The organism is Ruegeria sp. P10, from assembly GCF_056534925.1.
Map to the genome: position 1 here is coordinate 72,020 of NZ_JBQERJ010000008.1, position 23,523 is coordinate 95,542.

General features: G+C 60.0%; 25 protein-coding genes. 13 read left to right on the top strand and 12 right to left on the bottom strand.

The features are described 5' to 3' along the window. Positions 1 to 132: 132 nt before the first annotated feature. Positions 133 to 1,116 (top strand): quinone oxidoreductase family protein, encoded by a 984-nt coding sequence (locus tag ACR0FB_RS14215; RefSeq protein ID WP_171635052.1) that lies wholly within the window; start codon positions 133 to 135, stop codon positions 1,114 to 1,116. A gap of 39 nt (positions 1,117 to 1,155) precedes the next feature. Here the strand turns inward: ACR0FB_RS14215 and ACR0FB_RS14220 are convergent, their stop codons facing one another. From ACR0FB_RS14220 to ACR0FB_RS14260, 9 genes are all read right to left on the bottom strand, one after another. Further along, positions 1,156 to 1,689 carry an outer membrane protein gene (locus ACR0FB_RS14220; protein WP_171635050.1) on the bottom strand — a complete coding sequence of 178 codons (534 nt, stop codon included), beginning with the start codon at positions 1,687 to 1,689 and terminating at the stop codon, positions 1,156 to 1,158. Positions 1,690 to 1,949: 260 nt separating this feature from the next. Then, complete coding sequence (locus tag ACR0FB_RS14225; protein WP_171635047.1) at positions 1,950 to 2,426, bottom strand: YHS domain-containing (seleno)protein; 477 nt, start codon at positions 2,424 to 2,426, stop codon at positions 1,950 to 1,952. Positions 2,427 to 2,609: 183 nt separating this feature from the next. Beyond that, the gene (locus ACR0FB_RS14230) at positions 2,610 to 2,879 is read right to left on the bottom strand and encodes a hypothetical protein (protein ID WP_171635045.1); all 270 of its coding nucleotides are present in this window, start codon (positions 2,877 to 2,879) and stop codon (positions 2,610 to 2,612) included. Further along, entirely contained in the window at positions 2,876 to 3,481 is a 606-nt protein-coding gene (gene plsY, locus ACR0FB_RS14235; RefSeq protein ID WP_171635042.1) for a glycerol-3-phosphate 1-O-acyltransferase PlsY, read from the bottom strand. The genes ACR0FB_RS14230 and plsY overlap by 4 nt, the downstream gene beginning before the upstream one ends. Beyond that, on the bottom strand, positions 3,481 to 4,761 hold the full coding sequence (pyrC, locus tag ACR0FB_RS14240; protein ID WP_480621386.1) for a dihydroorotase: 1,281 nt from the start codon (positions 4,759 to 4,761) through the stop codon (positions 3,481 to 3,483). Before pyrC ends, plsY begins: the two co-directional genes overlap by 1 nt. Next, a complete protein-coding gene (locus tag ACR0FB_RS14245; protein ID WP_171635036.1) occupies positions 4,758 to 5,144 on the bottom strand; it encodes a hypothetical protein in 387 nt (128 codons plus the stop codon). The genes pyrC and ACR0FB_RS14245 overlap by 4 nt, the downstream gene beginning before the upstream one ends. Beyond that, positions 5,129 to 5,647, bottom strand: coding sequence for a hypothetical protein (locus ACR0FB_RS14250; RefSeq protein WP_480485840.1), 519 nt, complete (start codon positions 5,645 to 5,647; stop codon positions 5,129 to 5,131). The genes ACR0FB_RS14245 and ACR0FB_RS14250 overlap by 16 nt, the downstream gene beginning before the upstream one ends. Beyond that, on the bottom strand, positions 5,644 to 6,579 hold the full coding sequence (locus ACR0FB_RS14255; protein ID WP_050604003.1) for an aspartate carbamoyltransferase catalytic subunit: 936 nt from the start codon (positions 6,577 to 6,579) through the stop codon (positions 5,644 to 5,646). Before ACR0FB_RS14255 ends, ACR0FB_RS14250 begins: the two co-directional genes overlap by 4 nt. A gap of 59 nt (positions 6,580 to 6,638) precedes the next feature. After that, entirely contained in the window at positions 6,639 to 7,253 is a 615-nt protein-coding gene (locus ACR0FB_RS14260; RefSeq protein ID WP_171171233.1) for a scavenger receptor class F, member 2, read from the bottom strand. Between the two features lie 83 nt (positions 7,254 to 7,336). Between ACR0FB_RS14260 and ACR0FB_RS14265 the strand changes: the two genes are divergently transcribed. From ACR0FB_RS14265 to ACR0FB_RS14290, 6 genes are all read left to right on the top strand, one after another. Further along, on the top strand, positions 7,337 to 8,104 hold the full coding sequence (locus tag ACR0FB_RS14265; RefSeq protein WP_209834720.1) for a uracil-DNA glycosylase: 768 nt from the start codon (positions 7,337 to 7,339) through the stop codon (positions 8,102 to 8,104). Beyond that, complete coding sequence (locus ACR0FB_RS14270; protein ID WP_209834718.1) at positions 8,101 to 8,700, top strand: metallophosphoesterase family protein; 600 nt, start codon at positions 8,101 to 8,103, stop codon at positions 8,698 to 8,700. The genes ACR0FB_RS14265 and ACR0FB_RS14270 overlap by 4 nt, the downstream gene beginning before the upstream one ends. Then, positions 8,697 to 9,317, top strand: coding sequence for a LysE family translocator (locus tag ACR0FB_RS14275; RefSeq protein WP_480621383.1), 621 nt, complete (start codon positions 8,697 to 8,699; stop codon positions 9,315 to 9,317). The genes ACR0FB_RS14270 and ACR0FB_RS14275 overlap by 4 nt, the downstream gene beginning before the upstream one ends. Before the next feature lie 6 nt (positions 9,318 to 9,323). After that, entirely contained in the window at positions 9,324 to 9,866 is a 543-nt protein-coding gene (gene moaB, locus ACR0FB_RS14280) for a molybdenum cofactor biosynthesis protein B (protein WP_171724296.1), read from the top strand. 106 nt (positions 9,867 to 9,972) lie between these two features. Next, positions 9,973 to 11,421, top strand: a complete 1,449-nt coding sequence (locus tag ACR0FB_RS14285) for an efflux RND transporter periplasmic adaptor subunit (protein WP_171724295.1) — start codon at positions 9,973 to 9,975, stop codon at positions 11,419 to 11,421. 5 nt (positions 11,422 to 11,426) lie between these two features. Further along, complete coding sequence (locus tag ACR0FB_RS14290) at positions 11,427 to 14,828, top strand: efflux RND transporter permease subunit (protein WP_480621380.1); 3,402 nt, start codon at positions 11,427 to 11,429, stop codon at positions 14,826 to 14,828. Here ACR0FB_RS14290 and ACR0FB_RS14295 read toward each other — a convergent pair. Next, on the bottom strand, positions 14,795 to 15,244 hold the full coding sequence (locus tag ACR0FB_RS14295; RefSeq protein WP_171635014.1) for an NUDIX hydrolase: 450 nt from the start codon (positions 15,242 to 15,244) through the stop codon (positions 14,795 to 14,797). The genes ACR0FB_RS14290 and ACR0FB_RS14295 overlap by 34 nt on opposite strands. Before the next feature lie 4 nt (positions 15,245 to 15,248). Next, the gene (locus ACR0FB_RS14300) at positions 15,249 to 16,061 is read right to left on the bottom strand and encodes a protein-disulfide reductase DsbD domain-containing protein (protein WP_371732240.1); all 813 of its coding nucleotides are present in this window, start codon (positions 16,059 to 16,061) and stop codon (positions 15,249 to 15,251) included. A gap of 145 nt (positions 16,062 to 16,206) precedes the next feature. Here ACR0FB_RS14300 and ACR0FB_RS14305 point away from each other — a divergent pair, with 145 nt between their 5' ends. After that, positions 16,207 to 16,761 (top strand): YqgE/AlgH family protein, encoded by a 555-nt coding sequence (locus tag ACR0FB_RS14305; protein WP_171724292.1) that lies wholly within the window; start codon positions 16,207 to 16,209, stop codon positions 16,759 to 16,761. Here the strand turns inward: ACR0FB_RS14305 and ACR0FB_RS14310 are convergent, their stop codons facing one another. After that, complete coding sequence (locus ACR0FB_RS14310; RefSeq protein WP_171635008.1) at positions 16,762 to 17,712, bottom strand: L-threonylcarbamoyladenylate synthase; 951 nt, start codon at positions 17,710 to 17,712, stop codon at positions 16,762 to 16,764. Positions 17,713 to 17,850: 138 nt separating this feature from the next. Here ACR0FB_RS14310 and ACR0FB_RS14315 point away from each other — a divergent pair, with 138 nt between their 5' ends. The 5 genes from ACR0FB_RS14315 to ACR0FB_RS14335 are packed head-to-tail and all read left to right on the top strand — an operon-like array spanning position 17,851 to position 23,481. Beyond that, a complete protein-coding gene (locus tag ACR0FB_RS14315; RefSeq protein ID WP_171635005.1) occupies positions 17,851 to 19,554 on the top strand; it encodes an acyl-CoA dehydrogenase in 1,704 nt (567 codons plus the stop codon). Then, a complete protein-coding gene (locus tag ACR0FB_RS14320; protein WP_209834702.1) occupies positions 19,554 to 20,600 on the top strand; it encodes an MBL fold metallo-hydrolase in 1,047 nt (348 codons plus the stop codon). Before ACR0FB_RS14315 ends, ACR0FB_RS14320 begins: the two co-directional genes overlap by 1 nt. Positions 20,601 to 20,604: 4 nt before the next feature. Next, the gene (locus tag ACR0FB_RS14325) at positions 20,605 to 21,057 is read left to right on the top strand and encodes a DUF6173 family protein (protein ID WP_170346311.1); all 453 of its coding nucleotides are present in this window, start codon (positions 20,605 to 20,607) and stop codon (positions 21,055 to 21,057) included. Between the two features lie 56 nt (positions 21,058 to 21,113). After that, positions 21,114 to 22,955: a glycerophosphodiester phosphodiesterase family protein gene (locus tag ACR0FB_RS14330; RefSeq protein ID WP_171724288.1), complete on the top strand. Its 1,842-nt coding sequence runs from the start codon at positions 21,114 to 21,116 to the stop codon at positions 22,953 to 22,955. Next, positions 22,942 to 23,481 carry a hypothetical protein gene (locus ACR0FB_RS14335; protein WP_171206075.1) on the top strand — a complete coding sequence of 180 codons (540 nt, stop codon included), beginning with the start codon at positions 22,942 to 22,944 and terminating at the stop codon, positions 23,479 to 23,481. The genes ACR0FB_RS14330 and ACR0FB_RS14335 overlap by 14 nt, the downstream gene beginning before the upstream one ends. Positions 23,482 to 23,523: the final 42 nt, after the last annotated feature.

A 23,523-nucleotide genomic window follows, 5' to 3' on the forward strand; every position in this document is an offset into this window, starting at 1 on the left:
TGGCCGGACCAGCCGACAACGCCTGATCGCAGTATAGCACAGTTTGGCGGAATCCTGATCAACACTCTGATATCGGACGATTGCTCCGCATCGCAGTCATGTTAGCTTGATGTCAGGCAAGAGGAGGTCAGGATGCAGACAACAGCGAAAACGGTGGTATTGCACGAATTCGGCGGGCCCGAGGTTCTGCGGATCGAAGACAGGCCATTGGGCGACCCCGGACCGGGTGAAATACGTATCCGTCATCATGCCTGCGGTCTAAACTTTATCGATGTTTATCAACGCACTGGATTGTATCCCCTGGAACTCCCCCATGCGTTGGGGATGGAGGCGGCGGGTGTCGTCGAGGCCGTTGGGGAAGGGGTAACGCACCTGCAACCCGGTCAGCGGGCCGCGTATGCGGCAGCCCCACCCGGCGCGTATTGCGAGGCCCGCGTAATGCCTGCGGCACAGGTGTGCCCTTTGCCGGATGGCATCTCTTTCGACGCTGCTGCGGCAATGATGTTGAAGGGTTTGACAGTTGAATACCTGTTTCACCGAACCACTCCGCTGAAACGCGGGGATACGGTGCTGTTCCACGCAGCGGCGGGTGGGGTCGGACTGATCGCCTGCCAATGGGCGAAGTCAGAAGGGATTACTCTGATTGGCACGGCGGGAACCGACGAGAAATGCAGCCTCGCCCGGTTCAACGGGGCCGCGCATTGCATCAACTACCGCTCTGAGAATTTCGCCGAACGGGTGGCCGAGATCACCAAAGGCAAGGGTGTGGATGTGGTTATGGATTCCGTGGGGGCGGACACGTTCGAAGGATCGTTGAACTGCCTGAAACCCTTGGGAATGATGATTTCCTTCGGCAACGCCTCGGGGCCGGTGCCGCCATTCGATATTGGTGTTCTGGGCCAGAAAGGATCGCTCAAGATCACCCGCCCCACTTTGTTCACCCATATTGCGGACCACTCCGTCTGTCAGGCAATGGCGCGCCGCTTGTTCGGCAAGGTCGAGGGCAGAGAAGTCAAGATCCACATCGATCAGCGCTTTGCACTTGACCAGATCGCCGATGCACATCGCGCGTTAGAAGCGCGGCAGACGACCGGCAGCACAATTCTGGACCTGTGAACTGAGACCCGGCTTGAAAAGCCGGGTCCAATAAGCAGGTCAGAACCGGTAAGAGACACGAACCTGCAATGTGGTTGCGTCGACATCCACATTGTTTCCGTTGAAGTTATCGAATTCGTGGTACAGCAACTCTCCACCGACGCTCACGTTCGGTGCTACGATCTGTTCATAGCCTGCGCCGATGAACCACCCGTCATCACTGCCCAAGGTGTCGGTGCTCGCTTCGGCGTAGCCTGCCGTGCCGTACAGCAGACCTTGCGGGTTTACCTTGTAGCCGGCGCGCGCTTTCAGCCGCCAGACATCTTCGACAGTTGCGGCGCCGGACAGACCCACGTCAGTCCAGTCATAGTCAAATCCGCCGCCAACGACCCAGTCGCCCAGATCATAATCATAGCCCAGGATGATACCACCGATCACGCCATCGCCATCGACACCCGACAGGCTGGTGTCTACATCGGCATAACCCAGTTGCAGACCGCCATAAAACCCGGTCCAGTTGCCCGAGGATTGTGCCATTGCCGATCCCGCGACCACGGTTGCGACAGTAGTGATGAGAGCCAATTTCAAAGTCATCTCATTTCCTTTCGATTGTCACTCTGCTCCAGTGAAATTCGGTTCACTTGTGCAGACAGTTACGATCCGCGAACGTCATCGGATCAGTGATACCTACGAACCCCTGCCCGAATTCTGCCTCTGAAACGTGAAAAGACACGCCGGGGACCTTTGAAGTCGGGCACTTCTGATACTGATGAGATAGGTAGAGATGAGAGGTCTTCAAACGATATACGGCGGCGGAACATTCCGCCGCCGACACATCTGAAGATTTAGGCGGATTATTGCTTTTGCAATTCAGCAGGGGTCTTGTCCGCGATGTTTTCCCAGTTTGCGCTTGCGCTTTCGATAAAGCCCGGGATGTCGCCTTCCCAGCGTTCCTGGATGTCTTCCGACAAGTTCAGGTACAGTTTGTTGTCGACGATTTTCCAGTGGTTCGGGTCACCGTCGAATTTGAAGCCCATGGCTGTACCAAAAGCACAATAGCCGCCATAGGCAGGCAGGTAAGCTTCCGGGTTGGCTTCGAAGGCGGCTTTGTTCTCCTCGGACGAGAAACGGTACAGCGCATCGTCGTGCAGCGTGGTGATGCGGTAGTCACCCTTGGTCGCTTCACCGACGGTGAAATAGGCAACCGGGTCATAACCCTGCATGGCCAGACCGGTCGAGCTTGCGTTGATGTCCACTCCAGCGGCCAGAGCGGATGTTGCCAGTGCAACGGACAGAGCGACGCCACCGATCAGAGATTTAAACTTGTTCATTGTTCCACCTTTCGTGAAAGGAGCCTCGTCTGTGTGCCGATCGAAGGCTCCGGATTGTTGTCCTGTGTGGCCCGTAATTGACCGTCACGACAGCGATCTGGGAAGCAGACGGATCACGTTCAAAACAATGAATCGTGATTGTGCGTCAGAGAGGAACGTCTGTTCAAAAATGCAGGCCTGACATTACGCGTCCGGTTCAAAATCCAGAACAAACGCGATGACTTTGCACGCCGCCATTTCACAAGGCCTCAGCAGCGTGCCGCTGATGCGTGTCTGATACAGGTTCATGCTGATATAGTCGGTGCCGCCCAGTTCGTGCGCAACCAGCTTGTGGGATTTCCCCTTTGCCAAATGTTGGCGCACGACGACATAGCGCCGATCCCCCGATGTACCGGTAAAACTTCCTTCGGGCAGTGCGAAAAACGCGGAAACGAAAGCGTCCGGCGGTGTCACGACTTTCCGATTTTCGGTTCAGTTCCGGCCTTGATCCGTGCGACATTGGTGCTGTGACGCCAGTAGATCATAAGGGTCAGGATAATCCCAAGGATAAAGGAGTGTCCGTTTGTCAGAACCAGTACCCAGGTCGTTGAAAGCGCGGCCGCAGCCAGCGCGCCGACCGAAGATATCCGCCAGATCGCCGCCGCCACCAGCCAGCTGAGACAGCACGCAACTCCGACGCGCCAGTCCAGCGCCAGCCAGAGGCCCAGAAAGGTGGCCACGCCTTTTCCGCCCTTGAAACCCAGCCAGATGGGAAAGCAATGACCCAGAAAGGCAAAAAGGGCTGCGATCTGCGCGGCGTCTTCTCCGGCATAAGCACGGGCAATCAGAACCGCGACCGCGCCCTTGGCCGCGTCGAACAGCAAGGTCAGCGCCGCGGCGGCTTTGTTGCCGGTGCGCAGGACGTTGGTCGCGCCGATATTTCCGGATCCGATTTCGCGCAGATTTCCCAGCCCCATGACCTTTGCAAGCAGCAGGCCGAAGGGAATGGAGCCCAAGAGATATCCAACCACCGCCCACTGGAGCAGTTCGCTAGTCGAGTTGTCGATCGGGGGCATCAGGAACTCCGGAACACTTCTTTACCTGCAACATAGGTCGAAATGACCTTACCTTGCATCCGCTGGCCGTCAAATGGCGTGTTCTGAGATTTGGATTTTAAGGCAAAGCGATCAAGCACAAAAGGCACATCCGGGTCGAACAGAACCAGATCCGCCGGGGCGCCTTCCGACAATCGGCCGCTTTCCAGACCAAGCCGTTTGGCCGGGTTCAATGCCATCGCCCGGAACAGGGTCGGCAGGTCCAACTGGTCGGCATGATACAGGCGCAATGCCGCCGGCAAGAGCGTTTCCAGCGCCACCGCGCCCGAAGCCGCCTCTTCAAACGGCAGGCGTTTGCTTTCCTCGTCCTGTGGGGTGTGCATTGAGCTGATTGTATCGATCAACCCGGTGCGAACCGCTTCGATTACAGCTTGTCGGTCATCCTCGGATCGCAGCGGCGGCTTGACCTTGAAGAAGGTGCGATAGTCGGCCACGTCCAGCTCATTCAGCGTCAGGTGGTGGATCGACGTGCCCGCAGTGATGTCCAGACCATTTCGCTTGGCCCGCTCCAGCGCGGGCAGGGCGCGGGCGGTGGTGATCTGGTCGGCGTGATAAGCGGCCCCGGTCATCTCCAGCAAGGCGATGTCGCGATCCAGCCCCATCCGCTCGGCCATTGGCGAAACAGCGGGCAGGCCACGCAGCACGGCGAACTTGCCGCTGGTGGCCGCGGCGCCATGGCTCAGGCCCGGATCCTGTGGGTGGGCAATCACCAGCGCTCCGCAGGATTTTGCATAGGTCAGGGCGCGGGAAAACACCTTGGTATTGGTGATGACGTGATCGCAATCGGTGAAGGCCACGGCGCCTGCGTCCTGCAAAAACCCGATTTCCGTCATCTCTCGCCCGTCGCGCCCTTTGGACAGCGCGGCCATCGGCAGAACATTGACCGGCGCATCCGCCTGCGCGCGCCGGGTCGCGAATTCCAGCGTTTCCGGCGTATCGACCGCGGGCAGTGTATCCGGGCGGGTGACAATGGTGGTGACACCACCGGCTGCGGCAGCGAGGCCTGCGGATTTGTAGCTTTCCTTGTGCCGTTCGCCCGGCTCACACACCTTGACGCCGATATCGACGATGCCGGGGGCGAGGCACTTGCCGCCGCAGTCGATGACCTGGGCGTCAGCGACGGGCACGTCCCCGTTGCCCTTGCCCTGAATGAGGCCGTCAGCAATGTGCAGCCAGCCGGGACTGTCCGTGCCGCTATCAGGGTCGATCAGGCGGGCATTGGTGAAGATCAAGGTGGTCATGGAATGGCCCTTTCAATCGCGGCTTTGGTGGCGGCCGGGTCTGACTGGTACTTGATCAGATGCTTGTCGCCGGTTTTGGTGACAACCTGGACGAAGCTGCCCATGATATTCACGGCGGTGATCTGGTTCAGCGGCATGCTGCGTCCGCCGGGACCGGTCAGTGCGGTGTCTGACAATTGCCAATTGGCGACCATCTCTTCCGAGGCCAGATACCAAGCGCGTATGCCAATGGCGGCAAGGCCAGCAGGCGCTCCGGTCCAGACGTAAGGATTGCCGATCAGCCACAAAACGATCATCGCACCGGCCATAGCAACAGCAGCCAGCCATGCATTTGTGCGGATATAGGCCCCTTTGTCCGGGGTGAAGATCACAGGATCAGCCATAAGATGCCTCCGATGACCAAAAGCGCGACCAGTGCCAGAATGGCCGATCCTACGCGGCGGGGGGTGTCACCCGCTGTGACGGTTTGCGGGGCGGAAAAGGGTTTGGCGCTTTCGGTTTCGATGATCCCCCCGGTCCAGTTCGTGGCTTCTTCCGTGAACAGGCCGATCAGGCGCAGGCGCGGATCGGGGTTCAGCGTCGCCGGGTGTCCGTTGAAAGCCGCGCTGCGAAGCACCATGACCCAACCGTCGACAGAGGCCAGAGCGTTCCGGTCCAACTGATCCGCAGACACGCCGCAGCCCTCGGTCAGATAGCCGTAAAGCCCGAGATCTTCGAGGTCGGAGACCGGGAAAATATCGATATGGCTGGAATCCAGCCCGTCGACCCCAAGCACCTGATCGGCGGCACCCGGTTCGCGCAGGAATTTCGCCTCTTCCGGGCGCATGTCCAGCGTGAACAGGCGCAAAACGCCGCGTTCATGGGGGGCGACGGTCAGATCGCTCATGCGGCCTCGCGCAGGTTGCGGGCCAACAGATCCATCGCCGCCATGCGGACGGCGACACCCATTTCCACCTGTTCCTGAATGACGGATCGGTTGATATCATCGGCCAGCGTACCGTCGATCTCGACCCCGCGGTTCATCGGGCCGGGATGCATCACGATCGCGTCCGGCTTGGCCTGCGCCAGCTTTGCGGCGTCCAGCCCGTAGCGGTGGTAATATTCGCGTTCCGAGGGGATGAACCCGCCATCCATCCGCTCTTTCTGAAGGCGCAGCATCATGACGACGTCAACGTCCTTGAGGCCCTCGTTCATGTCGTCATAGATTTCGGCCCCGAACTCGGCGAACTGGCTGGGCACCAGCGTCGGCGGGCCAATCAGGCGGATGCGGTTTTCCATCTTGCCCAGCAGAATGAGGTTCGATCGGGCGACGCGGGAATGGGCGACATCGCCGCAAATGGCAATGTTCAGTCGGTGCAGGCGACCTTTGGCCCGACGGATGGTCAGGGCGTCCAGCAGGGCTTGCGTGGGGTGTTCATGTTTGCCGTCACCGGCGTTCAGAACGGCGCAATTGACCTTCTGCGCCAGCAGATCGACCGCGCCGGAATGCGGGTGCCGCACCACCAGAAGATCCGGGTGCATCGCGTTCAGCGTCATCGCGGTGTCGATCAGGGTTTCACCCTTTTTGATCGAGCTGGCCTGCATCGCCATGTTCATCACATCCGCACCCAGACGCTTGCCTGCCAGTTCGAAACTGGCTTGCGTGCGCGTCGAGTTTTCAAAGAACATGTTGATCTGGGTCAGCCCCGACAGCACGTCGGAATGCTTGGTCGACTGGCGGTTCATGGCGACATAGGTCTCGGCCAGATCCAGGATTTCGGTGATATCGGATTGGGACAGATGCTCGATGCCAAGTAGGTGACGATGGGCGAAACGCATGGGCGGGCTCCTGTCTGACAATCGCGCCGCTTATAGGAAGCCGGGCGGCGCAAGGCAACCTAAGGTTCCGTACCCTCAGGCAGTTTTTCGCAACCGCCGTCGGGCAGGCATTGCTCACCCGGTTTGCACCACTTGCCATAACCGCAGTCGATGGCCTTGATCGGTACGCAGCCTTGATGCGCCGAGCATTTGAAACCGGGGCGGCATTGTGATCCGGTTTCCTCGCACAGGAACCACCCCGGACGAGAGCAGCCCCCGCCGGGCAGGCAGGCCGATCCGCGTGCGCAGGTTCTGCCATCAGCGCATGTGGTCGGTGGCGTCGTATCCAGTTCGGGTGCGCTTCGTTCACACTCGCCACGGCCATTGCAGAAACTGTCGCCGGGACAATCCAGCCGTGATGCGCATTTGTTCAGGCCAGCGGGCGCACATCTGAGTCCACCGGCAACGCAGCGTTCGAACGGACCGCAACTGCGCCCGCCGCCGCAATAGGTGCCGCCCAGTGGAATGCAATGGCCATCAAAACTGCATCTTTGCCCGCCTGAACAACATGTGCTGCCACATTTGAACTGACCCGCACGGCACTGCCCGTGTTTGTCATGAAATGTGGCCCATGCCGGATCATCGGTGACAACCAGCACTAATCCAATGATGAGGAATCGCAGAAATCTGAGCATCGCATGCCGATGGTCGGCGCGACAGAGCGACCGATCAAGCCCTATTCGCTTTCCCTCAGCCCTCAGGCGGGTAAGTTATCCCTATGGAATCGGGCTTGGACTATTATTCTGCGCAGGCGCTGCTGGAATGGCAGATCGAACTGGGTGTGACCGAGGCAATCGGTGATGCGCCGGTTGACCGGTACGCGTTGCCCGACACCACGGCCAAACCCAGGAAACCGGAAACGTCCGCCGCCGCCCCGGCAAAGCCAAGGGATGTGGACCCGGTAGAAATCGCTGGATCCGCAGCACGGGGCGCGGGATCGCTGGATCAGCTGCGCGCAGCGATGGACGCGTTCGAACATTGCGAGCTCAAGCGCGGTGCGCGGCAATTGGTCTTTGCCGACGGGACCCCCGGCGCGCGCGTGATGATCATCGGCGAGGCGCCGGGTCGCGATGAGGACCGCGAGGGCAAACCCTTTGTCGGCCGTGCGGGTCAGTTGCTGGACCGGATGCTGGCGGCAATTGATCTGGATCGTCGCGAAAACGTCTATATCACCAATGTGCTGCCATGGCGGCCCCCGCAGAACCGCGACCCCAAACCCGAAGAGATCGGGATGATGAAGCCGTTTCTGGAACGCCACGTGGCCCTGGCCAGACCCGAGGTTCTGGTTGTGATGGGGAATATCAGCTGTCAGGCGGTGCTGGGCAAACGCGGCATCACCCGCCTGCGCGGCAAATGGGATCAGGCAATGGATCTGCCGGTGATTCCGATGTTCCACCCGGCTTATCTGCTACGACAACCGCAGATGAAACGGCAGGCCTGGGCGGATCTGCTGGAACTGAAAGCGCGGCTGCGAGGTGCAACATGAAGGTTCTGGCATTCTCTGATCTGCACATGGCGCGCAACCGGGCAGCCGATCTTGTTTCCGCCAGCGCCGAGGCTGATCTTGTCATCGGTGCCGGTGATTATTGCAATTCGCGTCAGGGGCTGGACGAGGCGATGCAGATGCTGTCCGGCATTTCGACGCCGCTGGTCCTGATCCCTGGGAACGCGGAAAGTGCAGAAGAGCTGGGCAATGCGGCCCCGAACGGTGTCCATGTCCTGCATGGGTCTGGCATGACCATAGACGGCTTGCGCTTGTTTGGTCTTGGCTATGGCGTACCACCGACCCCGTTCGGAGACTGGTCCTGTGACCTGACAGAAGGTGAGGCGACCGAGATGCTCGACCGGTGTGAAACGGCGGATGTCCTGATCGTTCATTCTCCGCCCAAAGGGTATGGGGATCAGACATCGCAAGGCCTTTCGGTCGGATCGACTGCCATACGGGATGCGGTGGAACGCCTTCAGCCGGGATTTGCGTTCTTCGGTCATGTGCATGAAAGCTGGGGCTATCGCGGTTCCCTGGGGCGAACGCATTTGGCCAATCTGGGCCCGATGCCAAGTTGGTTCGAGGTGGATACGTGATCGAATTCCAGACCTTGCTGGTCTTTGTTCCAGCGGCACTGGCACTGAACCTGACGCCCGGTGCTGATATGATGTTCTGCTTTGGCCAAGGGCTGCGATCCGGGGCGTGGCCTTCGGTATCGGCAAGCGCCGGCGTGTCCGTGGGTTCGATGATTCACGTGCTGCTGGCAGGGCTTGGACTGGGCGCTGCGGTGTCGGCGCTGCCCTGGCTTTTTGAAGTGATCCGCTGGATGGGTGCCGCTTACCTGATGTATCTGGCTTGGGGTGCGGTCCGGCATGGCGCTTCGACGGGGGATACGCCTGTGCGGTCGACGCGCATGGCCTTTCGGGATGGGATGTTGGTCAACCTGACCAATCCCAAGGTCATTCTGTTCGTGCTGGCGTTCATACCGCAATTCGTCGACCCGACCGCGGGATCGGTTCTGGTGCAGTTCCTGATCTTCGGGCTGATCATCGCGTTTGGCGGGTTCTTGGTGAACGGGCTGGTCGGGGTTTTTGCCGGCGGGGCAGGCAAGGTGCTAATCGGCAACCCGCGCGCCGCGCGTATTGTTGGTTGGATCACGGGGGGTATTTTTTCCGCCCTTGCGATCCGGCTTGTCATGATGGAAAGGGCCTGACGCAAGATGTCGCGCATTGACGAAACCAAGGAGTTCATCCCCGTCAGAATTGCCGTTCTGACCGTTTCGGACACCCGATCGATGGACGAAGATCGCTCGGGGCAGACATTGGTGGACCGGATCGAAAAAGCGGGCCATGTGGTTGCGGACCGCCAGATCATCCGGGATGAGCGCGACCAGATCGCCGATCAGTTGCGGGCATGGGTGGCTGATGAGCAGATCGATGTCGTGATCTCGACCGGTGGAACGGGTCTGACCGGGCGGGACGTGACGGTCGAAGCGCATCGGGACGTGTACGAAAAAGAGATCGACGCATTCGGTACTGTCTTTACCGTCATTTCGATGGAGAAAATCGGCACTTCGGCGGTGCAGTCCCGCGCAACCGGGGGGGTTGCGGGGGGAACATACCTTTTTGCATTGCCCGGCAGCCCGGGGGCCTGCAAGGATGCGTGGGATGGGATTTTGGAAAAACAGTTCGATTACCGGCATCGCCCCTGCAATTTTGTGGAAATAATGCCCAGATTGGACGAACATCTGCGACGGAAGTAGACTGGTCGTACGTTCAATTCCGTATAACCGCTTTGTGGCTTGGCATAATTCGTGATCCGGCTACATGTTGTGGACGGCAGCTTGGTGCAACCGGGGTAACTGTTTGATGCGATTTCTACGGCAGAGTCTTGTCGGTATCTTTCTGGCGTTCCTGACGCTTGCTCTGCTGTTTGTTGCCGCGCAGATCATCATGGGTGCCGTTCAGGACGTCCTGACGCGTGAGGACCAGGCGCCCGCGGCCCGCGAACGGGTCTTCGCGGTTGCCGTACGTCAGGCCGAGGCGGAAACCGTAATCCCATATCTCGAAGCATTCGGAGAGGTCCAGAGCCGGCGCAGGCTGGAATTGCGCGCGGCACTGGGTGGCCGCGTTGTCGCCCTGGCAGAGGATTTCGTGGATGGCGGAACGGTAACTGCCGGGGAAGTTCTGGTTGAACTGGATCCGGCGGATGCCCAATCCGCGCTGGATCGGGCCAAGTCCGATCTTTTGGACGCACAATTTGAAGAACGTGATGCCGAACGGTCTTTGCTGCTGGCGCAGGACGAATTGAAATCGGCCGAGGCGCAAGCCGAACTGCGGGAACGGGCGCTGCAACGGCAACGCGATCTGGAGTCCCGAGGGGTAGGCGCGGCTGCCAGCGTGGAAGAGGCGGAACTGGCGGCTGCTTCGGCACAACAGGCCGTGCTGGCGCGTCGTATCGCGCTTGCACAGGCTGAATCTCGCGTCGATCAGGCAACGACGTTGTTGGCGCGCGCGGTGATTGCCTTGGAGGCAGCGGAACGCGATCTTGACGATATGACCATTCGGGCCGGATTCAGCGGTACGCTGACCGATGTGACGCTTGTGGAAGGGCGGTTGGTGTCGGCGAATGAAAAACTGGCTGAACTGGTTGATCCAAACGCTCTTGAAGTGGCGTTCCGGGTGTCGACGGCACAATATGTACGTCTGTTGGACGAGAATGACAGGCTGATCAACGCACCGGTCACGGTTTCGCTTGAGGTGACGGGCACCGATCTGACCGCGACTGGTCATATCAGCCGCGACAGCGGTTCTGCGGGCGAGGGTCAGACCGGACGTTTGATCTATGCGCGTCTGCAAGAGGCGTCCGGTTTCAAGCCCGAAGATTTCGTCACCGTCTCGGTTCAGGAACAACCGCTTGCCAATGTGTTCCGCTTGCCGTCTTCGGCATTGGATGCATCGGGAACGGTTCTGGTGCTGGGTGCGGATGACCGCCTGGAAAGTTTGCCGGTGCAGCTTGTCCGCAGACAGGGTGACGAGGTTTTGCTGCGGGGCGAAGGGTTGGAAGGGCGCGAGGTTGTGATCGGACGCACGCCGTTGCTTGGATCTGGCGTGCGGGTGCGCCCCTTGCGGCTTGAGGCCGGGGCAGACCCGGGCATGGTCGAACTGTCAGATGCGAAACGCGCTGAACTCGTGGCCCGGGTCGAGGCCAGCGAATTCATGCCTCAGGATGAGAAAACTCAGGTTCTCGGTCAGTTGCGCGAAGCGCGCGTCCCTTCATCTCTGGTGCGGCGCATTGAAACCAAGGCCGGGGGCTGAGCGTCATGATGCGCGAGATACCTGGCGCAGCGGGTGGCCTTCTCAGCTATTTCACACGGCACCGGACGGTGGCCAATTTGTTGTTGCTGGTGATGCTGGTTCTGGGTGCGGCAGCTATCCCGAACATGCGGGCGCAGTTCTTTCCGGATGTCATTCTGGAACGCGTTGATGTGACCGTCTCGTGGGAAGGTGCAGGCCCCGAGGACATGGATGCCGGTATCGTGCAGTTGTTGGAACCTGCGCTGCTGGCCGTTGAAGGGGTAACCAGTACCGAGGCCAGTTCCCACCCAGGTTGGACCCGCGTCAGACTGGAGTTTGAGCCGAACTGGGACATGTCCCGCGCGGTCGAAGACGTCCGGACCGCGATAGACAGTGTGACGGATCTGCCCGAAGGCTCGGAAGAACCTGAAATTCGACGCGGCGCTTGGCGGGATCGGGTAACGGATGTCGTTATCAGTGGCCCCACCGACACCAATCAACTGGCGAAGCTGACGGATGAGTTCATCAACCGTTTGTTTTCGGCAGGGGTTACGCGAACCGAAATCAGGGGCATTGCCGCGCCTCAGATCATTGTCGAGATCACAACGGCGCAATTGATCGCCAATGACATCACCATGGAAGAGATCGCGTCCGCGATTGCGGCCGAGGTCAGCACCGATCCCGCTGGTGAGGTTGAGGGCGCAGGTGCGCGTATCCGGGCCGGAACCGAAAAGAGGACCCCGGAGCAGATCGAAGACATCGCGCTGCGGACCTTTGCCAACGGGTCGAAGCTGAAGGTCGGTGATATTGCCAGGATTCGGGTCGAAGGTGTCACACGGTATCGCAGTTATTTCGTCGGCGACGATCCGGCCATGTCCATCCGGGTTGATCGGTCAAATCTGGGCGATGCGATAGACATCCAGCACACGGTCGAAGATGTTGCCCGTGAAATGCAGGCCAGCTTGCCCGAAGGTGTGAAGATTGAGCTGATCCGCACCCGCGCCCAGGCCATAACCGACCGATTGAACATCCTGGTCAACAACGGGTTGATGGGTCTTGGCCTTGTCGTCTGCCTGCTGTTCTTGTTCCTCAACGCGCGCATCGCCTTCTGGGTTGCGGCGGGTATCCCCGTGGCGATGTCGGCCGCAATCGCATTGATGTATCTGGGGGGCTTGTCGCTGAACATGGTCTCGCTGTTCGGCCTGATCATCACGCTGGGCATCGTGGTTGATGACGCCATCGTGGTGGGGGAACACGCGGATTTCCGCGCCCGGCGTTTGGGTGAGCCGCCTGTTGTGGCTGCGGAACGTGCGGCGCGGCGGATGGCCATGCCGGTTCTGGCTGCGACTGTCACGACGGTAATCGCGTTTTTCGGTCTGACCCTTGTGGGCGGACGTTTCGGAGAATTGATCCGCGACATTCCCTTTACGGTGATCGCCGTTTTGATCGCTTCGCTGGTCGAATGCTTTCTGATCCTTCCCAATCACATGGCACACGCCATCGCGCATTCGGCCAAGGAACACTGGTATGATCTGCCCAACCGGGTCGTCAATCGTGGTTTCCGTTGGGTTCGGGATCACCTGTTCCGTCCCTTGATCGCCTGGGTGATATGGGCACGCTATGTCGTCGTGGCGCTGATGATCGCGGTACTGGCCAGCCAGGTTGCACTGTTCATTCGCGGCGACGTGAACTGGCGTTTCTTCAATGCACCAGAGCGAAGTTCCGTGACCGGCGGCTTTATCATGCGCGAAGGTTCGACGCGATCGGATACGCTGGAAATGATGCGCCTTCTGCAAAAGGCGGTCAATGACCTGGGCCAGATCTATGAAGAGCGTCATGGGCGCAATCCGATCGACTATGTCCTGGCCGAGGTTGGCGGCAATGCAGGCCGCCAGCTGGCTGCTGCGGATGGCAAGGATGGCAGTTTGTTGGGTGGTATCTCGATCGAACTCATCGATGCCGATCTGCGCCCTTATTCGAGTTTCGAATTCGTCGGAGAGTTGCAGGAATTCGCGCCGCGCCATCCCAAGCTCGAAGTGATCAGCTTCCGGGGGTGGCGCTCTGGACCGGGTGGCGACGCCATCGACGTGCAGTTTTTCGGCTCTGACGTGAGCGTTCTCAAGGCGGCGTCCGAAGACTTGCAGGCCGAGCTGTCGAAATTTCCCGAAGTCTCGGCGCTGGAAGACAACCTGGCTTATGACAAGGAAGAGTTCATCCTGGACCTGACTGCACAGGGAGAGGCGCTGGGATTCCGGATTGAAACGCTTGGTCGCGCCCTGCGCAATCGCCTGAACGGTATCGAAGCGGCAACTTTCCCGGACGGGCCGCGCAGTGCCGAGATCCGTGTGGAACTGCCTGAAGGCGAACTGACGGCAGATTTCCTCGAGCGTACACTCATGCGGTCTCCTGACGGCGTTTACGTACCGCTGGCCGACATCGTTTCGGTCGAGCGTGAATCCGGTTTCTCGACGGTTCGGCGCGAAAACGGCCTGAGGGTTGTTTCGGTCTATGGCGACATCTCCGAGGATGATCCGGCCCGCGCGGCTGAAATCGAACGGGCGATGCAGGAAGAAATTCTGCCGAATATCGCTGCCGAACGGCAAGTCGAGTGGCGCATGTCGGGCCTGAGCGAACAGGAAAATGAATTCCTTGCCGAAGCCCGCACCGGTTTGATCCTGTGCCTGACAGGTATCTACCTTGTTCTGGCCTGGGTGTTCGCCAGCTGGACACGGCCAGTGGTTGTCATGGCAATCATACCCTTTGGCCTCGTTGGTGCGATCTGGGGCCACTACATCTGGGATGTGCCGCTCAGCATGTTCACGGTGGTCGGGTTGCTGGGCATGACGGGGATCATCATAAACGACTCGATCGTTCTGGTGACGACGATAGATGCGTATCAAAAAGACCGTGGTCTGGTTCCGTCCATTGTCGAAGGTACCGCAGACAGGTTGCGTCCCGTGATGCTGACCACTTTGACCACGGTTCTTGGACTTGCACCGTTGCTTTATGAAGGTTCGCAACAAGCGCAATTCCTCAAGCCGACCGTGATCACGCTGGTTTACGGGCTTGGGTTCGGGATGTTGCTGGTTCTGATTCTGGTGCCTGCCCTGCTGGCGATCCTCAATGACGTGGCGCGTCCGATGACAGCCATGCGCCGTGCCGCGCGGGCACCCGACCGGGTGGTTCGCGGGGCGCTGGCGGCAACCGGTGCCGCATTGGCTGTTTGGTTCGGCCTGACGATGATTTGGCCCGCGGTTTCAGGCGCGCCGCTTGGCGTGCTGCAAGGCCTCTATGCGGGTGGAGATGGCATTGCGGTGCTGCGAATGGGGTTGGGTGCATTCCTGGCCGGGGCGATTCTGATCGTGGTCCTGAGCGTGATCCTGTCAGGTTTGCTTTATGGGCGGCTGACAAGATCGGCCGATGCCTGATCCGCGCGGATCGCGTGTTCCAATAGGTCGATGACCCGCGCGCTCATCGGCAGGTCGCCCCGGCGTATCTGCTCGATGGCAAACCAGTGGGCATCCAGCGCGTCATCACCAGCCTGTGGTGTGCCGGACTGATAGCGGCAGGCAACGCCGACCAACAGGTAATGGGACAAAACCTGCCCCGCCTTGTCGTGACGCAGCAGATCCAGATTTCTCAGGTAGTGTGACGGTTCCGCAATCACCGAGGTTTCTTCCCGCAACTCACGCTGCGCCGCCTGCAGAACGGTTTCACCCCACTCTACGTGGCCGCCGGGGAACCCCCACAGCCCTTTGTCCGGCTGTTTGCTGCGCTGAACCAGAAGAACCTTGTCCTGATGCAGAACAACCGCCAATGCACCGATCTTGGGGGATTGGCTCATGCATTCAGCCCGCGCTACAGCCCAGAATATCCACCGCGTGGTCAGACCCCAGAACGGTGATCCGGATCTCGGACCGGTCCAGCGCAAAAGGTGCACCTGATGCGTGTATGATTTCTGCTTCGGCCACCAATGTATCCCCCTGCCTTAGAGATACGGGTTGCGAGGCCCAAAGCGAAGGATTGCCGGGTTCGATCACGGCGACTTCTCGACCGCCCGCGGACGGCATCGTCATCCGCGCCTCGATCCGCATCCCATCTTTCGTGGGCGTCAGGTTGCAGGTGGTCTTGGTGACACGGGCTTCGCGCGCGGAATAGGGCCTTTGCGCCATCGCTGCGGCAATCGCCGGGTTGCGATCAGCTTCGGCGTCCAGCGTGTGGTCGAAATCCAGGCGTTCCGGGATGCAAACGTCTTTGCAAACCCCCAAATCCATCTTGCCTTTCAGACGGACCGGTTTTGCCGGGTTGCGCGGAGTGACCTTGATGGGCAGGACCAGCTGATTTTCATAGCCAATCGATTGCAGTCCATTCTGATCAAAGATTTCGGGCGAGGGCCAGATGATTTCCACCTGGCCGACATTTCTGGATCGCTTCCAGTCGAACTCGGGCGGGATGCCGGAATCTCCTGGCGCGCGCCAGTAGGTTTTCCAGCCATCCTTGAGCGTCAGTTTCAACGCGGACATATAGGTGCCGTTGGCCGTCCGACCACCATCCAGAACATCCAGCCGAACCACGTTGTCCAAATCTTGCGCGGCAACTGGAACGGACAGGCTCAGACACGCGAGCGCGGCGACGGCGGTGGGTTTGATCGGCATCTTCATACCCCATAAATGCGCGTCGATGGCGCGGATTCCAAGTCACGATCCGGTCACCGCGCTGAAATCTGTCGAAATACGGGTTGGTCTCTTGCAAACTGGGGTGCGGCAGGGCCATTGTTGACGTGAACGGACAAAGAGATGAAGGCCCATGGACCTGACCGGAAAACTGTTGATTGCGATGCCCGGAATGGGCGATCCGCGATTCGACCATTCGGTGGTGTATATGTGCAGCCATGGCGACGATGGCGCCATGGGATTGATCGTGAACAAGCCTTCGGATCTGCGAATCAAGACGTTGCTGGGGCAACTGAACATCGCCTGCAGTATCCCGGTGATCGGAGAGCGCCTTGTGCATTTCGGTGGCCCGGTCGAGATGTCGCGCGGATTTGTCCTGCACAGCGCCGATTACGAGGCCAATCTGCATTCGATGCATATTTCCGCGGATTTCAGCATGACGGCGACGCTGGATGTGCTTGAAGATCTGGCCTCTGGCAGCGGACCACTGAATTCGATGCTGACGCTGGGCTATTCCGGCTGGGGGCCAGGTCAGCTTGAGGACGAAATCGCGATGAACGGCTGGCTGACCACCGAAGCGACGACGAAACTTGTCTTCGACGTGCCTGATGACGAAAAATGGGAAGCTGCCTTGGCGACGCTCGGGGTGGACCCTCTGACGTTGTCCGCCAGCGCAGGCCGGGCCTGATCAGCTGTCGCGTGGCGCAGCGGCGCGGCGCAGCCTGTCGTTGATTGCAGCCCCCAATCCGGTGTTCGGGATCGGAGATACGGCAATGGGTCGCCCGGTCTCGTTCAACCTGTGAAGGGCTGCAAAGAGGTTCGCGGCCGCCTCGGTCAGACGTCCTTCGACAGACAGGTTCAGGTCGCAATCCACCGCTCCAAAGCCCAGCAGAACCTCATCCCCGTGACGCGCAGTGGCGTTCAGGCGGACCGGGGCGTCGGGCGCATAATGCGACTGCAACTGTCCCGGAGCGGTCAGCAGATCGCCGGATTGGTGCAGGTGCAGGTGCAGGTTCAGCACGCTTTCGATCCGGTCCAACGCAACGCCGCCCGGACGCAGCAATGTGAGCTCTCCGGCCAGACCGACAATGGTGGATTCCAGCCCCACCGCACAGGGGCCGTCGTCCAGAACAGCCGCGATCCTTCCGCCAAGACCGGACCACACATGAGCCGCCGTCGTGGGGCTGATCTGACCCGAGGGATTAGCCGAAGGGGCCGCGACCGGTCCGTCAAAGTCGGCCAGCAGCGCACGCGCCGTCGGATGCGCAGGCACCCGCACGGCCAGAGTGTCCAGCCCGGCGGTCACCAGCGAGGAAACCCCGTGCCCTTCGCGCAACGGCAGAACCAGGGTCAGAGGACCGGGCCAGAAGGCCTGTGCCAGCTGCTCGGCCAGATCCGACCATTGCACAAAGCGCTGGGCCGCTTCGACCGAGGCGACATGGGCGATCAGCGGGTTGAAGCTGGGCCGTCCCTTGGCCTCGTAAATCGATGCGACGGCCTGTCCGTTGCGGGCATCGCCGCCAAGGCCATAGACCGTTTCGGTCGGAAAAGCGACCAGAAGACCCTGGCGCAAAAAATCGGCAGCCTGCGCGATGCCGCCGGGATCTGCCGTCAATTCCTGTGTGCCGGATGAGATCATATCTGATGACGCCGCGTTTTGGTTGCCTGGAACTTGAGGTAAGGTACGTAATCGGTTCAGGCCCACACGCTTACCGGCGCTTGCATTTGATTCCAAGCCCGCCGATGTATTCTGATCCGTTAGACCCCGAGAGAAATCATGCCATATCGCGCCCCAATCTCAGATTATCAATTTCTGCTGGACCATGTCGTCGGGTTCGACCAGGTCGCCGCCACCGAGATTTTCGAAGATGCCAGCGCCGATGTCGTCACGGCCATCCTGACCGAAGCGGCCAAGATGAGCGAAGAGGTTCTGGCCCCGTTGCAGCGTGCCGGTGATCTGGAACCGGCTCGGCTTGAGAATGGCGTGCTGCGCAGCTCTCCGGGTTATGCCGATGGCTGGAAGGCGATTGCCGAAGGCGGGTGGATCGGGATCAGCGCTGATCCCCAATTCGGCGGAATGGGCCTGCCGATGGCTGTCACCACTGCCGTGAACGAGATGATGAGCGCCGCTTGCCTTTCGCTGCAACTTGCTCCGCTGATGGCGCAGGGCCAGATCGAGGCGTTGGAACACCATGCCAGCGACGAATTGAAGTCGCTGTATCTGCCCAAAATGATTTCGGGTGAGTGGTCTGCGACCATGAACCTGACCGAAGCTCAGGCCGGATCGGATGTGGGTGCGCTGACCTCGAAGGCCGAGCCAAATGGTGATGGCACATACTCGGTGACCGGGCAGAAGATCTTCATCTCTTGGGGCGACAACGACTTTGCTGAAAATGTCTGCCATCTGGTTCTGGCCCGTCTGCCGGATGGTGTGCCCGGCACCAAGGGCATTTCCTTGTTTCTGGTGCCGAAATACATCCCCGATGCGGATGGCAATCCCGGCCTGGCCAACGACCTTAAGGTTGTTTCCGTCGAACACAAGATGGGCCTGCATGGCTCACCCACCTGCGTGATGCAATATGACGGCGCCAAAGGATGGCTTGTCGGTAAGGAACATGGCGGTATGGCGGCCATGTTCACCATGATGAACAACGCCCGCCTGGGCGTGGGTGGCCAGGGTGTGGGCGTTGCGGAAGGCGCCTATCAGCACGCTTTGGCCTATGCGCTGGAACGCAAGCAGGGCAGGACGCCTTCTGGTACGATCATCGATCATGCGGATGTGCGTCGCATGATCATGGATATGCGCGCCGATATCTTTGCCGCTCGGGCTATTCTTCTGGCCAATGCGACCGCGATTGACATGGCGAAAGCCACCGGCGACGCCGATTGGGCCGCGCGGGCCGCGTTGTTGACGCCAATCGGCAAGAACTTTGGGGCCCGGACCGGGATACGCGTGGCCGAAACCGGCGTACAGGTGCATGGCGGAATGGGCTTTGTCGAAGAAACAGGCGCGGCGCAATATTCCCGCGATGTTCGCGTGACCGCGATTTACGAGGGAACCGACGGCATTCAGGCCATGGACCTTGTTGCACGCAAAATGATGGACGGGGGCGAGGCGGCGTCGAACCTTCTGGACGAGATCGAAGAACAGGCCGAGCGCGCGCGCGCGACGATGCCCGATCTGGCCGGTCCAGTGTGGGAGGCAACAGAAACCCTGCGCGAGGCAACCGAATGGTTGGTGGCACAAGACGACATGAACGACCGATTTGCAGGCGCAACGTCCTATCTTCAGGCGTTTGCCCGGGTTCTTGGCGGGCATTATCACCTGTCCGCGGCTCTGGCCGATCCGGAAGGACCACGGGCCAAACTGGCGCGCTACTACATCAACGCCTTGTTGCCCGAGCATTCCGGGCTTCTGACGCGGGTGCAAAGCGGTGCGGGTGACCTCTTTTCGCTCAGCCCGGATGAGTTGGCGGCGTGATGGACGGGGATCGCGTATCGGGGATCAGATATCCGTGGGCTGAACCGCCCGCGCCGGGTGAAGCCGTCGAAGTTGCCGAGGGTGTACTGTGGATGCGCCTGCCTCTTCCGATGGCGCTGGATCACGTCAATATCTACGCGCTGGACGATGGCGAAGGTTGGACGGTGATTGACACCGGGCTGTCGTCAAACAAGACGCGGCGTATCTGGGAAACCCTGATGGGCGGGCCTTTGAAAGGCAAACCGATCACCCGTGTTGTGGTGACGCATCATCATCCAGACCATGTCGGCAATGCCGGGTGGTTTCAGTCGGAACACGGGGCTGAGCTGGTCACAAGCCGCACCTCATGGCTGTTCGCGCGGATGCTGACGCTGGATGTGCAAGAGACATGGCCGCAGGAAACGCTTGATTTCTATCGCAGCGCCGGCATGGCACCCGAGGTTCTGAATGCGCGGATGAAGGATCGTCCGTTCAACTTTGCCGACACGGTTTACCCCATGCCGCTGGGCTTTGCCCGGATCAAGCAGGGCGACGTGATCCGAATGGGAGGGCGCGACTGGGATGTGCATATGGGCAATGGCCACGCGCCGGAACACGCCACCTTCTGGAGCCGTGACGACAATCTGGTGTTGAGCGGCGATCAGATTCTCAGCTCGATCAGTCCCAATCTGGGCGTCTATGCCACGGAACCGATGGCCGATCCGGTTTCAGCGTGGCTGGAAGCCTGCGAGCGGTTGCAGACGCTTGCCCGGCCCGATCATCTGGTTCTGGGCGGGCACAAGCTGCCGTTTTCGGGCCTGCCGCTGAGGATGAAACAGCTGATCGACAACCACCACGGCGCGTTGGGCCGCCTGTTGAAACATCTGGATCAACCCAGAGCGGCCGCAGATTGTTTTCTGCCCCTGTTCAAACGCACGATCCGCGAAGGCGAATATGGGCTTGCGCTGGTTGAGGCGGTTGCGCATGTGAATCATCTCTACCACATTGGTGCGGTAACCCGGACGCAACGCGCTGACGGGGCATGGCTGTACCAGCGCAAAGGGTAGAAGAATGCAGGACCAGATCGAAACCTCGGCCGAGGCTGCCGAAGCCGCCGCTTTGCCGCGGTGTCACGAGGTGCACGCGGATCCCAATGCCGAATCCGGAGCCAAGGACCTGCCCGAGGGGTTGAAGAAGCCAGTTGCCAACAAAAGCCCGGCGCAATGGGCTTACGAGCGTCTGATCATGTATATCCAGAACTTTGAAAAGACGCTGGACGGCGATCACGAAGTCGCCATGGGCTTTACCGGGGGCGATGCCGGCGTTATGCGGATCGAAGGGATGGGGTATTTCGACCCCGACATGATCACCTTTTACGGGTCCGACGGAACCGGGGCCCGCACGCAATTGGTGCAGCATGTCAGCCAGTTGAACGTGATGCTGCGCGCCCTGCCCAAATCGGTCGAGGACAAACCCGCCAACCGCATCGGTTTCCGTCTGGCGGCGGATCTGGAAGACAGCTGACTTGCAATTCACGCTTGCGCGCCTTTGAATGACTGCATCAGTCCGGAGGCGCCCACGTGACAAGATTTTTTCAAGCAGTAACACATGCCTATGCAGGTGCCTGGGAACGGCGCCGGGTCTTTGTGCCAATTTATGTCGCTGTGCGCTTGCTGCTGGTGGCGCTGATCGCGCCGGGTGTGGCTGTGGCTGTCAATCTGGCGGTCTCTCTGTCAAATCAGACCGCTCTGACCGATCAGGACATTGCGATGTTCCTGCTGTCTCCGGCAGGGTTCATTGCGGGTGTTGCGGTGCTCAGTCTGTTTTTGCTGGCTGAGGTTATTGTGTTCGCGGTCATGGCCGGGTCCTTGCGTATGGGAGAAAATGACCCTTGGCGCGCAGGCAGTGCGGCACTGGCACTGAACCTGTCCCGCTTTCCGGCGCTGTTCGGATTTGCCGTTCGGTTCATCCTGCGCGTCCTGCTGCTTGCCCTGCCGTTTGTGGCCGTCGCGGGGTTGATCGCATGGTGGACGCTGACGGAATATGACATCAACTATTACCTGACATTCCACCCTCCGGCCTTTCAGGTGGCCGTGGTACTGATCGGGCTTGTCGTTCTTGCGTTGGCATGGGTGTTGATCCGCCGTCTGTCGGGATGGGCGCTGGCGTTGCATCTGGTCCTGTTCGAGGGGGCCTCACCACGCGGAGCATTTGCGAAAAGCGAACAAAAGATGGAAGGCAAGCGCGGGCGTTTGAAGATCGAGCTTGCCCTTTGGCTTGGACTGCGGCTTGTGATTGCAGCTTTGATTGCGGCGGTGGCCAGTCTGTTGTTTGCAGTTGTGCCCTTGCAGGAAGGCGGCAGCCTCAGACTGGCGTTGATCCTCAGCCTGATCATTGCGGGGCTTTGGTCCCTGGCGGGGTTGGTTCTGGCGGCGACGGCGCTGGGCGCATTGGCGGTCTTGCTGGACGGCTTCTTTGAAGCTGAGACCAAGGACGTTCCCCATCCCGAACCCCGAAGGATTCGCGTGCCGGTTCTTGTCACTGTCGCGACGGCCTTGGCCGCATTGGGCGTGGGCTTCTGGCTTGGGCAAAGCTTGCTGGAACGCGTGCAGGCGCCGGATCAAGCCGAGGTCATCGGCCATCGGGGCGCCGCGGCTTTGCGACCTGAAAACACAATGGCCTCGGTCCTGAAAGCGATCGAGGATGGAGCGGACTGGGTTGAGATTGACGTTCAGGAAACGGCGGATGATGTGGTTGTCGTGGCCCATGACAGCGATTTCATGAAGTTGGCCGGCGTCAACCTGAAGGTCTGGGATGCGACGATGCAGGATGTTGCTGATATCGACATTGGCAGCTGGTTCGGACCGGAATACGCCGCAGAGCGGACCCCGACCCTGCGAGAGGTTCTGGAAGCGGCCAAGGGCAAGTCGAAGGTTCTTATCGAGCTGAAATATTATGGTCACGACGTCGATCTGGAAAATCGGGTGATCGGCCTTGTCGAAGAGCTAGGGATGCAGAACGACGTTGCCACCATGTCGCTGAAATACCCGGCCGTGCAAAAGATGGAAAAGTTGCGGCCCGACTGGCGCTCTGGTGTGCTGGCGGCCACGGCCATTGGGGATCTGTCGGGGCTGGAAGGTGAATTTGTCGCCGTCAATGCAGGCATGGTTACACCTGGGCTGATCCGCAAAGTGCAGGACGCTGGTAAGGATATCTATGTCTGGACGGTGAATGATCCGTTGCAGATGTCCAGGATGGCCTCGATGGGTGTGGATGGTTTGATTACCGACCGCCCGGCCATGGCCAATGAGGTTTTGCGCGTCCGCGCTGAAATGGGGCCGGGCGAGCGGCTGTTGCTGTGGCTGGCAACCACCTTTGGATTGCAGGTCGATACAGAGGCAATGCGCGATGAAAGTCCTTAACATGGCGCTGTTTCTGTCTCTGCTGCCACTGTCGGCATGGGCACAGGATCTGATGCGCGGATTTGAGATGCCGGGCCACCGCGCCCTGATCGAGCAAAGCAAGGACGCCGAACTGACGCCGTTTGAAACCGATGGCTGTTCAGGCGGGTTGTCAGCCAGTTGGCGCTGGGTGGCAAAGCAATTCCCACAGGTTGGCGCGCTATATCAAGAGCACCCGCCGTGGGAGTACTGCTGCGTCATCCACGACCGGGCATATCACAATGCTGGCGGTGCAGAGACAGCCAGCGAAAGCTATGAGGCACGTCTGGCAGCAGATGACGCCTTGCACGCCTGTGTGGTGCAGCACGGAGACAACCATGCCGAGGACTATGCCGACCAGTACGACATGTCGCCTGAACAGATTCGCAGCGTGCACGCGATCACTGCGGATGCAATGTACGGGGCGGTGCGATTCGGTGGCGGGCCGTGCAGCGGCCTGCCCTGGCGGTGGGGGTTCGGGTATCCCGGTTGTTCGGTTCTCAAGTAACAGCGTCCTGCGCGCGAATGACGTGGTGACAGGCGTTCTGTT

Excerpts from the sequence above, each read along its gene's own strand:
- ACR0FB_RS14325 (WP_170346311.1), top strand. The coding sequence starts at position 20,605 with ATGCAGGACCAGATCGAAACCTCGGCCGAGGCTGCCGAAGCCGCCGCT.
- ACR0FB_RS14250 (WP_480485840.1), bottom strand. The coding sequence starts at position 5,647 with ATGAGCGATCTGACCGTCGCCCCCCATGAACGCGGCGTTTTGCGCCTG.
- ACR0FB_RS14310 (WP_171635008.1), bottom strand. The coding sequence starts at position 17,712 with ATGATCTCATCCGGCACACAGGAATTGACGGCAGATCCCGGCGGCATC.
- ACR0FB_RS14300 (WP_371732240.1), bottom strand. The coding sequence starts at position 16,061 with ATGAAGATGCCGATCAAACCCACCGCCGTCGCCGCGCTCGCGTGTCTG.
- ACR0FB_RS14285 (WP_171724295.1), top strand. The coding sequence starts at position 9,973 with ATGCGATTTCTACGGCAGAGTCTTGTCGGTATCTTTCTGGCGTTCCTG.
- ACR0FB_RS14270 (WP_209834718.1), top strand. The coding sequence starts at position 8,101 with ATGAAGGTTCTGGCATTCTCTGATCTGCACATGGCGCGCAACCGGGCA.
- plsY (WP_171635042.1), bottom strand. The coding sequence starts at position 3,481 with ATGCCCCCGATCGACAACTCGACTAGCGAACTGCTCCAGTGGGCGGTG.
- ACR0FB_RS14220 (WP_171635050.1), bottom strand. The coding sequence starts at position 1,689 with ATGACTTTGAAATTGGCTCTCATCACTACTGTCGCAACCGTGGTCGCG.
- ACR0FB_RS14265 (WP_209834720.1), top strand. The coding sequence starts at position 7,337 with ATGGAATCGGGCTTGGACTATTATTCTGCGCAGGCGCTGCTGGAATGG.
- ACR0FB_RS14290 (WP_480621380.1), top strand. The coding sequence starts at position 11,427 with ATGATGCGCGAGATACCTGGCGCAGCGGGTGGCCTTCTCAGCTATTTC.
- ACR0FB_RS14215 (WP_171635052.1), top strand. The coding sequence starts at position 133 with ATGCAGACAACAGCGAAAACGGTGGTATTGCACGAATTCGGCGGGCCC.
- ACR0FB_RS14305 (WP_171724292.1), top strand. The coding sequence starts at position 16,207 with ATGGACCTGACCGGAAAACTGTTGATTGCGATGCCCGGAATGGGCGAT.
- ACR0FB_RS14225 (WP_171635047.1), bottom strand. The coding sequence starts at position 2,426 with ATGAACAAGTTTAAATCTCTGATCGGTGGCGTCGCTCTGTCCGTTGCA.
- moaB (WP_171724296.1), top strand. The coding sequence starts at position 9,324 with ATGTCGCGCATTGACGAAACCAAGGAGTTCATCCCCGTCAGAATTGCC.
- ACR0FB_RS14260 (WP_171171233.1), bottom strand. The coding sequence starts at position 7,253 with ATGCTCAGATTTCTGCGATTCCTCATCATTGGATTAGTGCTGGTTGTC.
- pyrC (WP_480621386.1), bottom strand. The coding sequence starts at position 4,761 with ATGACCACCTTGATCTTCACCAATGCCCGCCTGATCGACCCTGATAGC.
- ACR0FB_RS14245 (WP_171635036.1), bottom strand. The coding sequence starts at position 5,144 with ATGGCTGATCCTGTGATCTTCACCCCGGACAAAGGGGCCTATATCCGC.
- ACR0FB_RS14295 (WP_171635014.1), bottom strand. The coding sequence starts at position 15,244 with ATGAGCCAATCCCCCAAGATCGGTGCATTGGCGGTTGTTCTGCATCAG.
- ACR0FB_RS14315 (WP_171635005.1), top strand. The coding sequence starts at position 17,851 with ATGCCATATCGCGCCCCAATCTCAGATTATCAATTTCTGCTGGACCAT.
- ACR0FB_RS14335 (WP_171206075.1), top strand. The coding sequence starts at position 22,942 with ATGAAAGTCCTTAACATGGCGCTGTTTCTGTCTCTGCTGCCACTGTCG.
- ACR0FB_RS14320 (WP_209834702.1), top strand. The coding sequence starts at position 19,554 with ATGGACGGGGATCGCGTATCGGGGATCAGATATCCGTGGGCTGAACCG.
- ACR0FB_RS14255 (WP_050604003.1), bottom strand. The coding sequence starts at position 6,579 with ATGCGTTTCGCCCATCGTCACCTACTTGGCATCGAGCATCTGTCCCAA.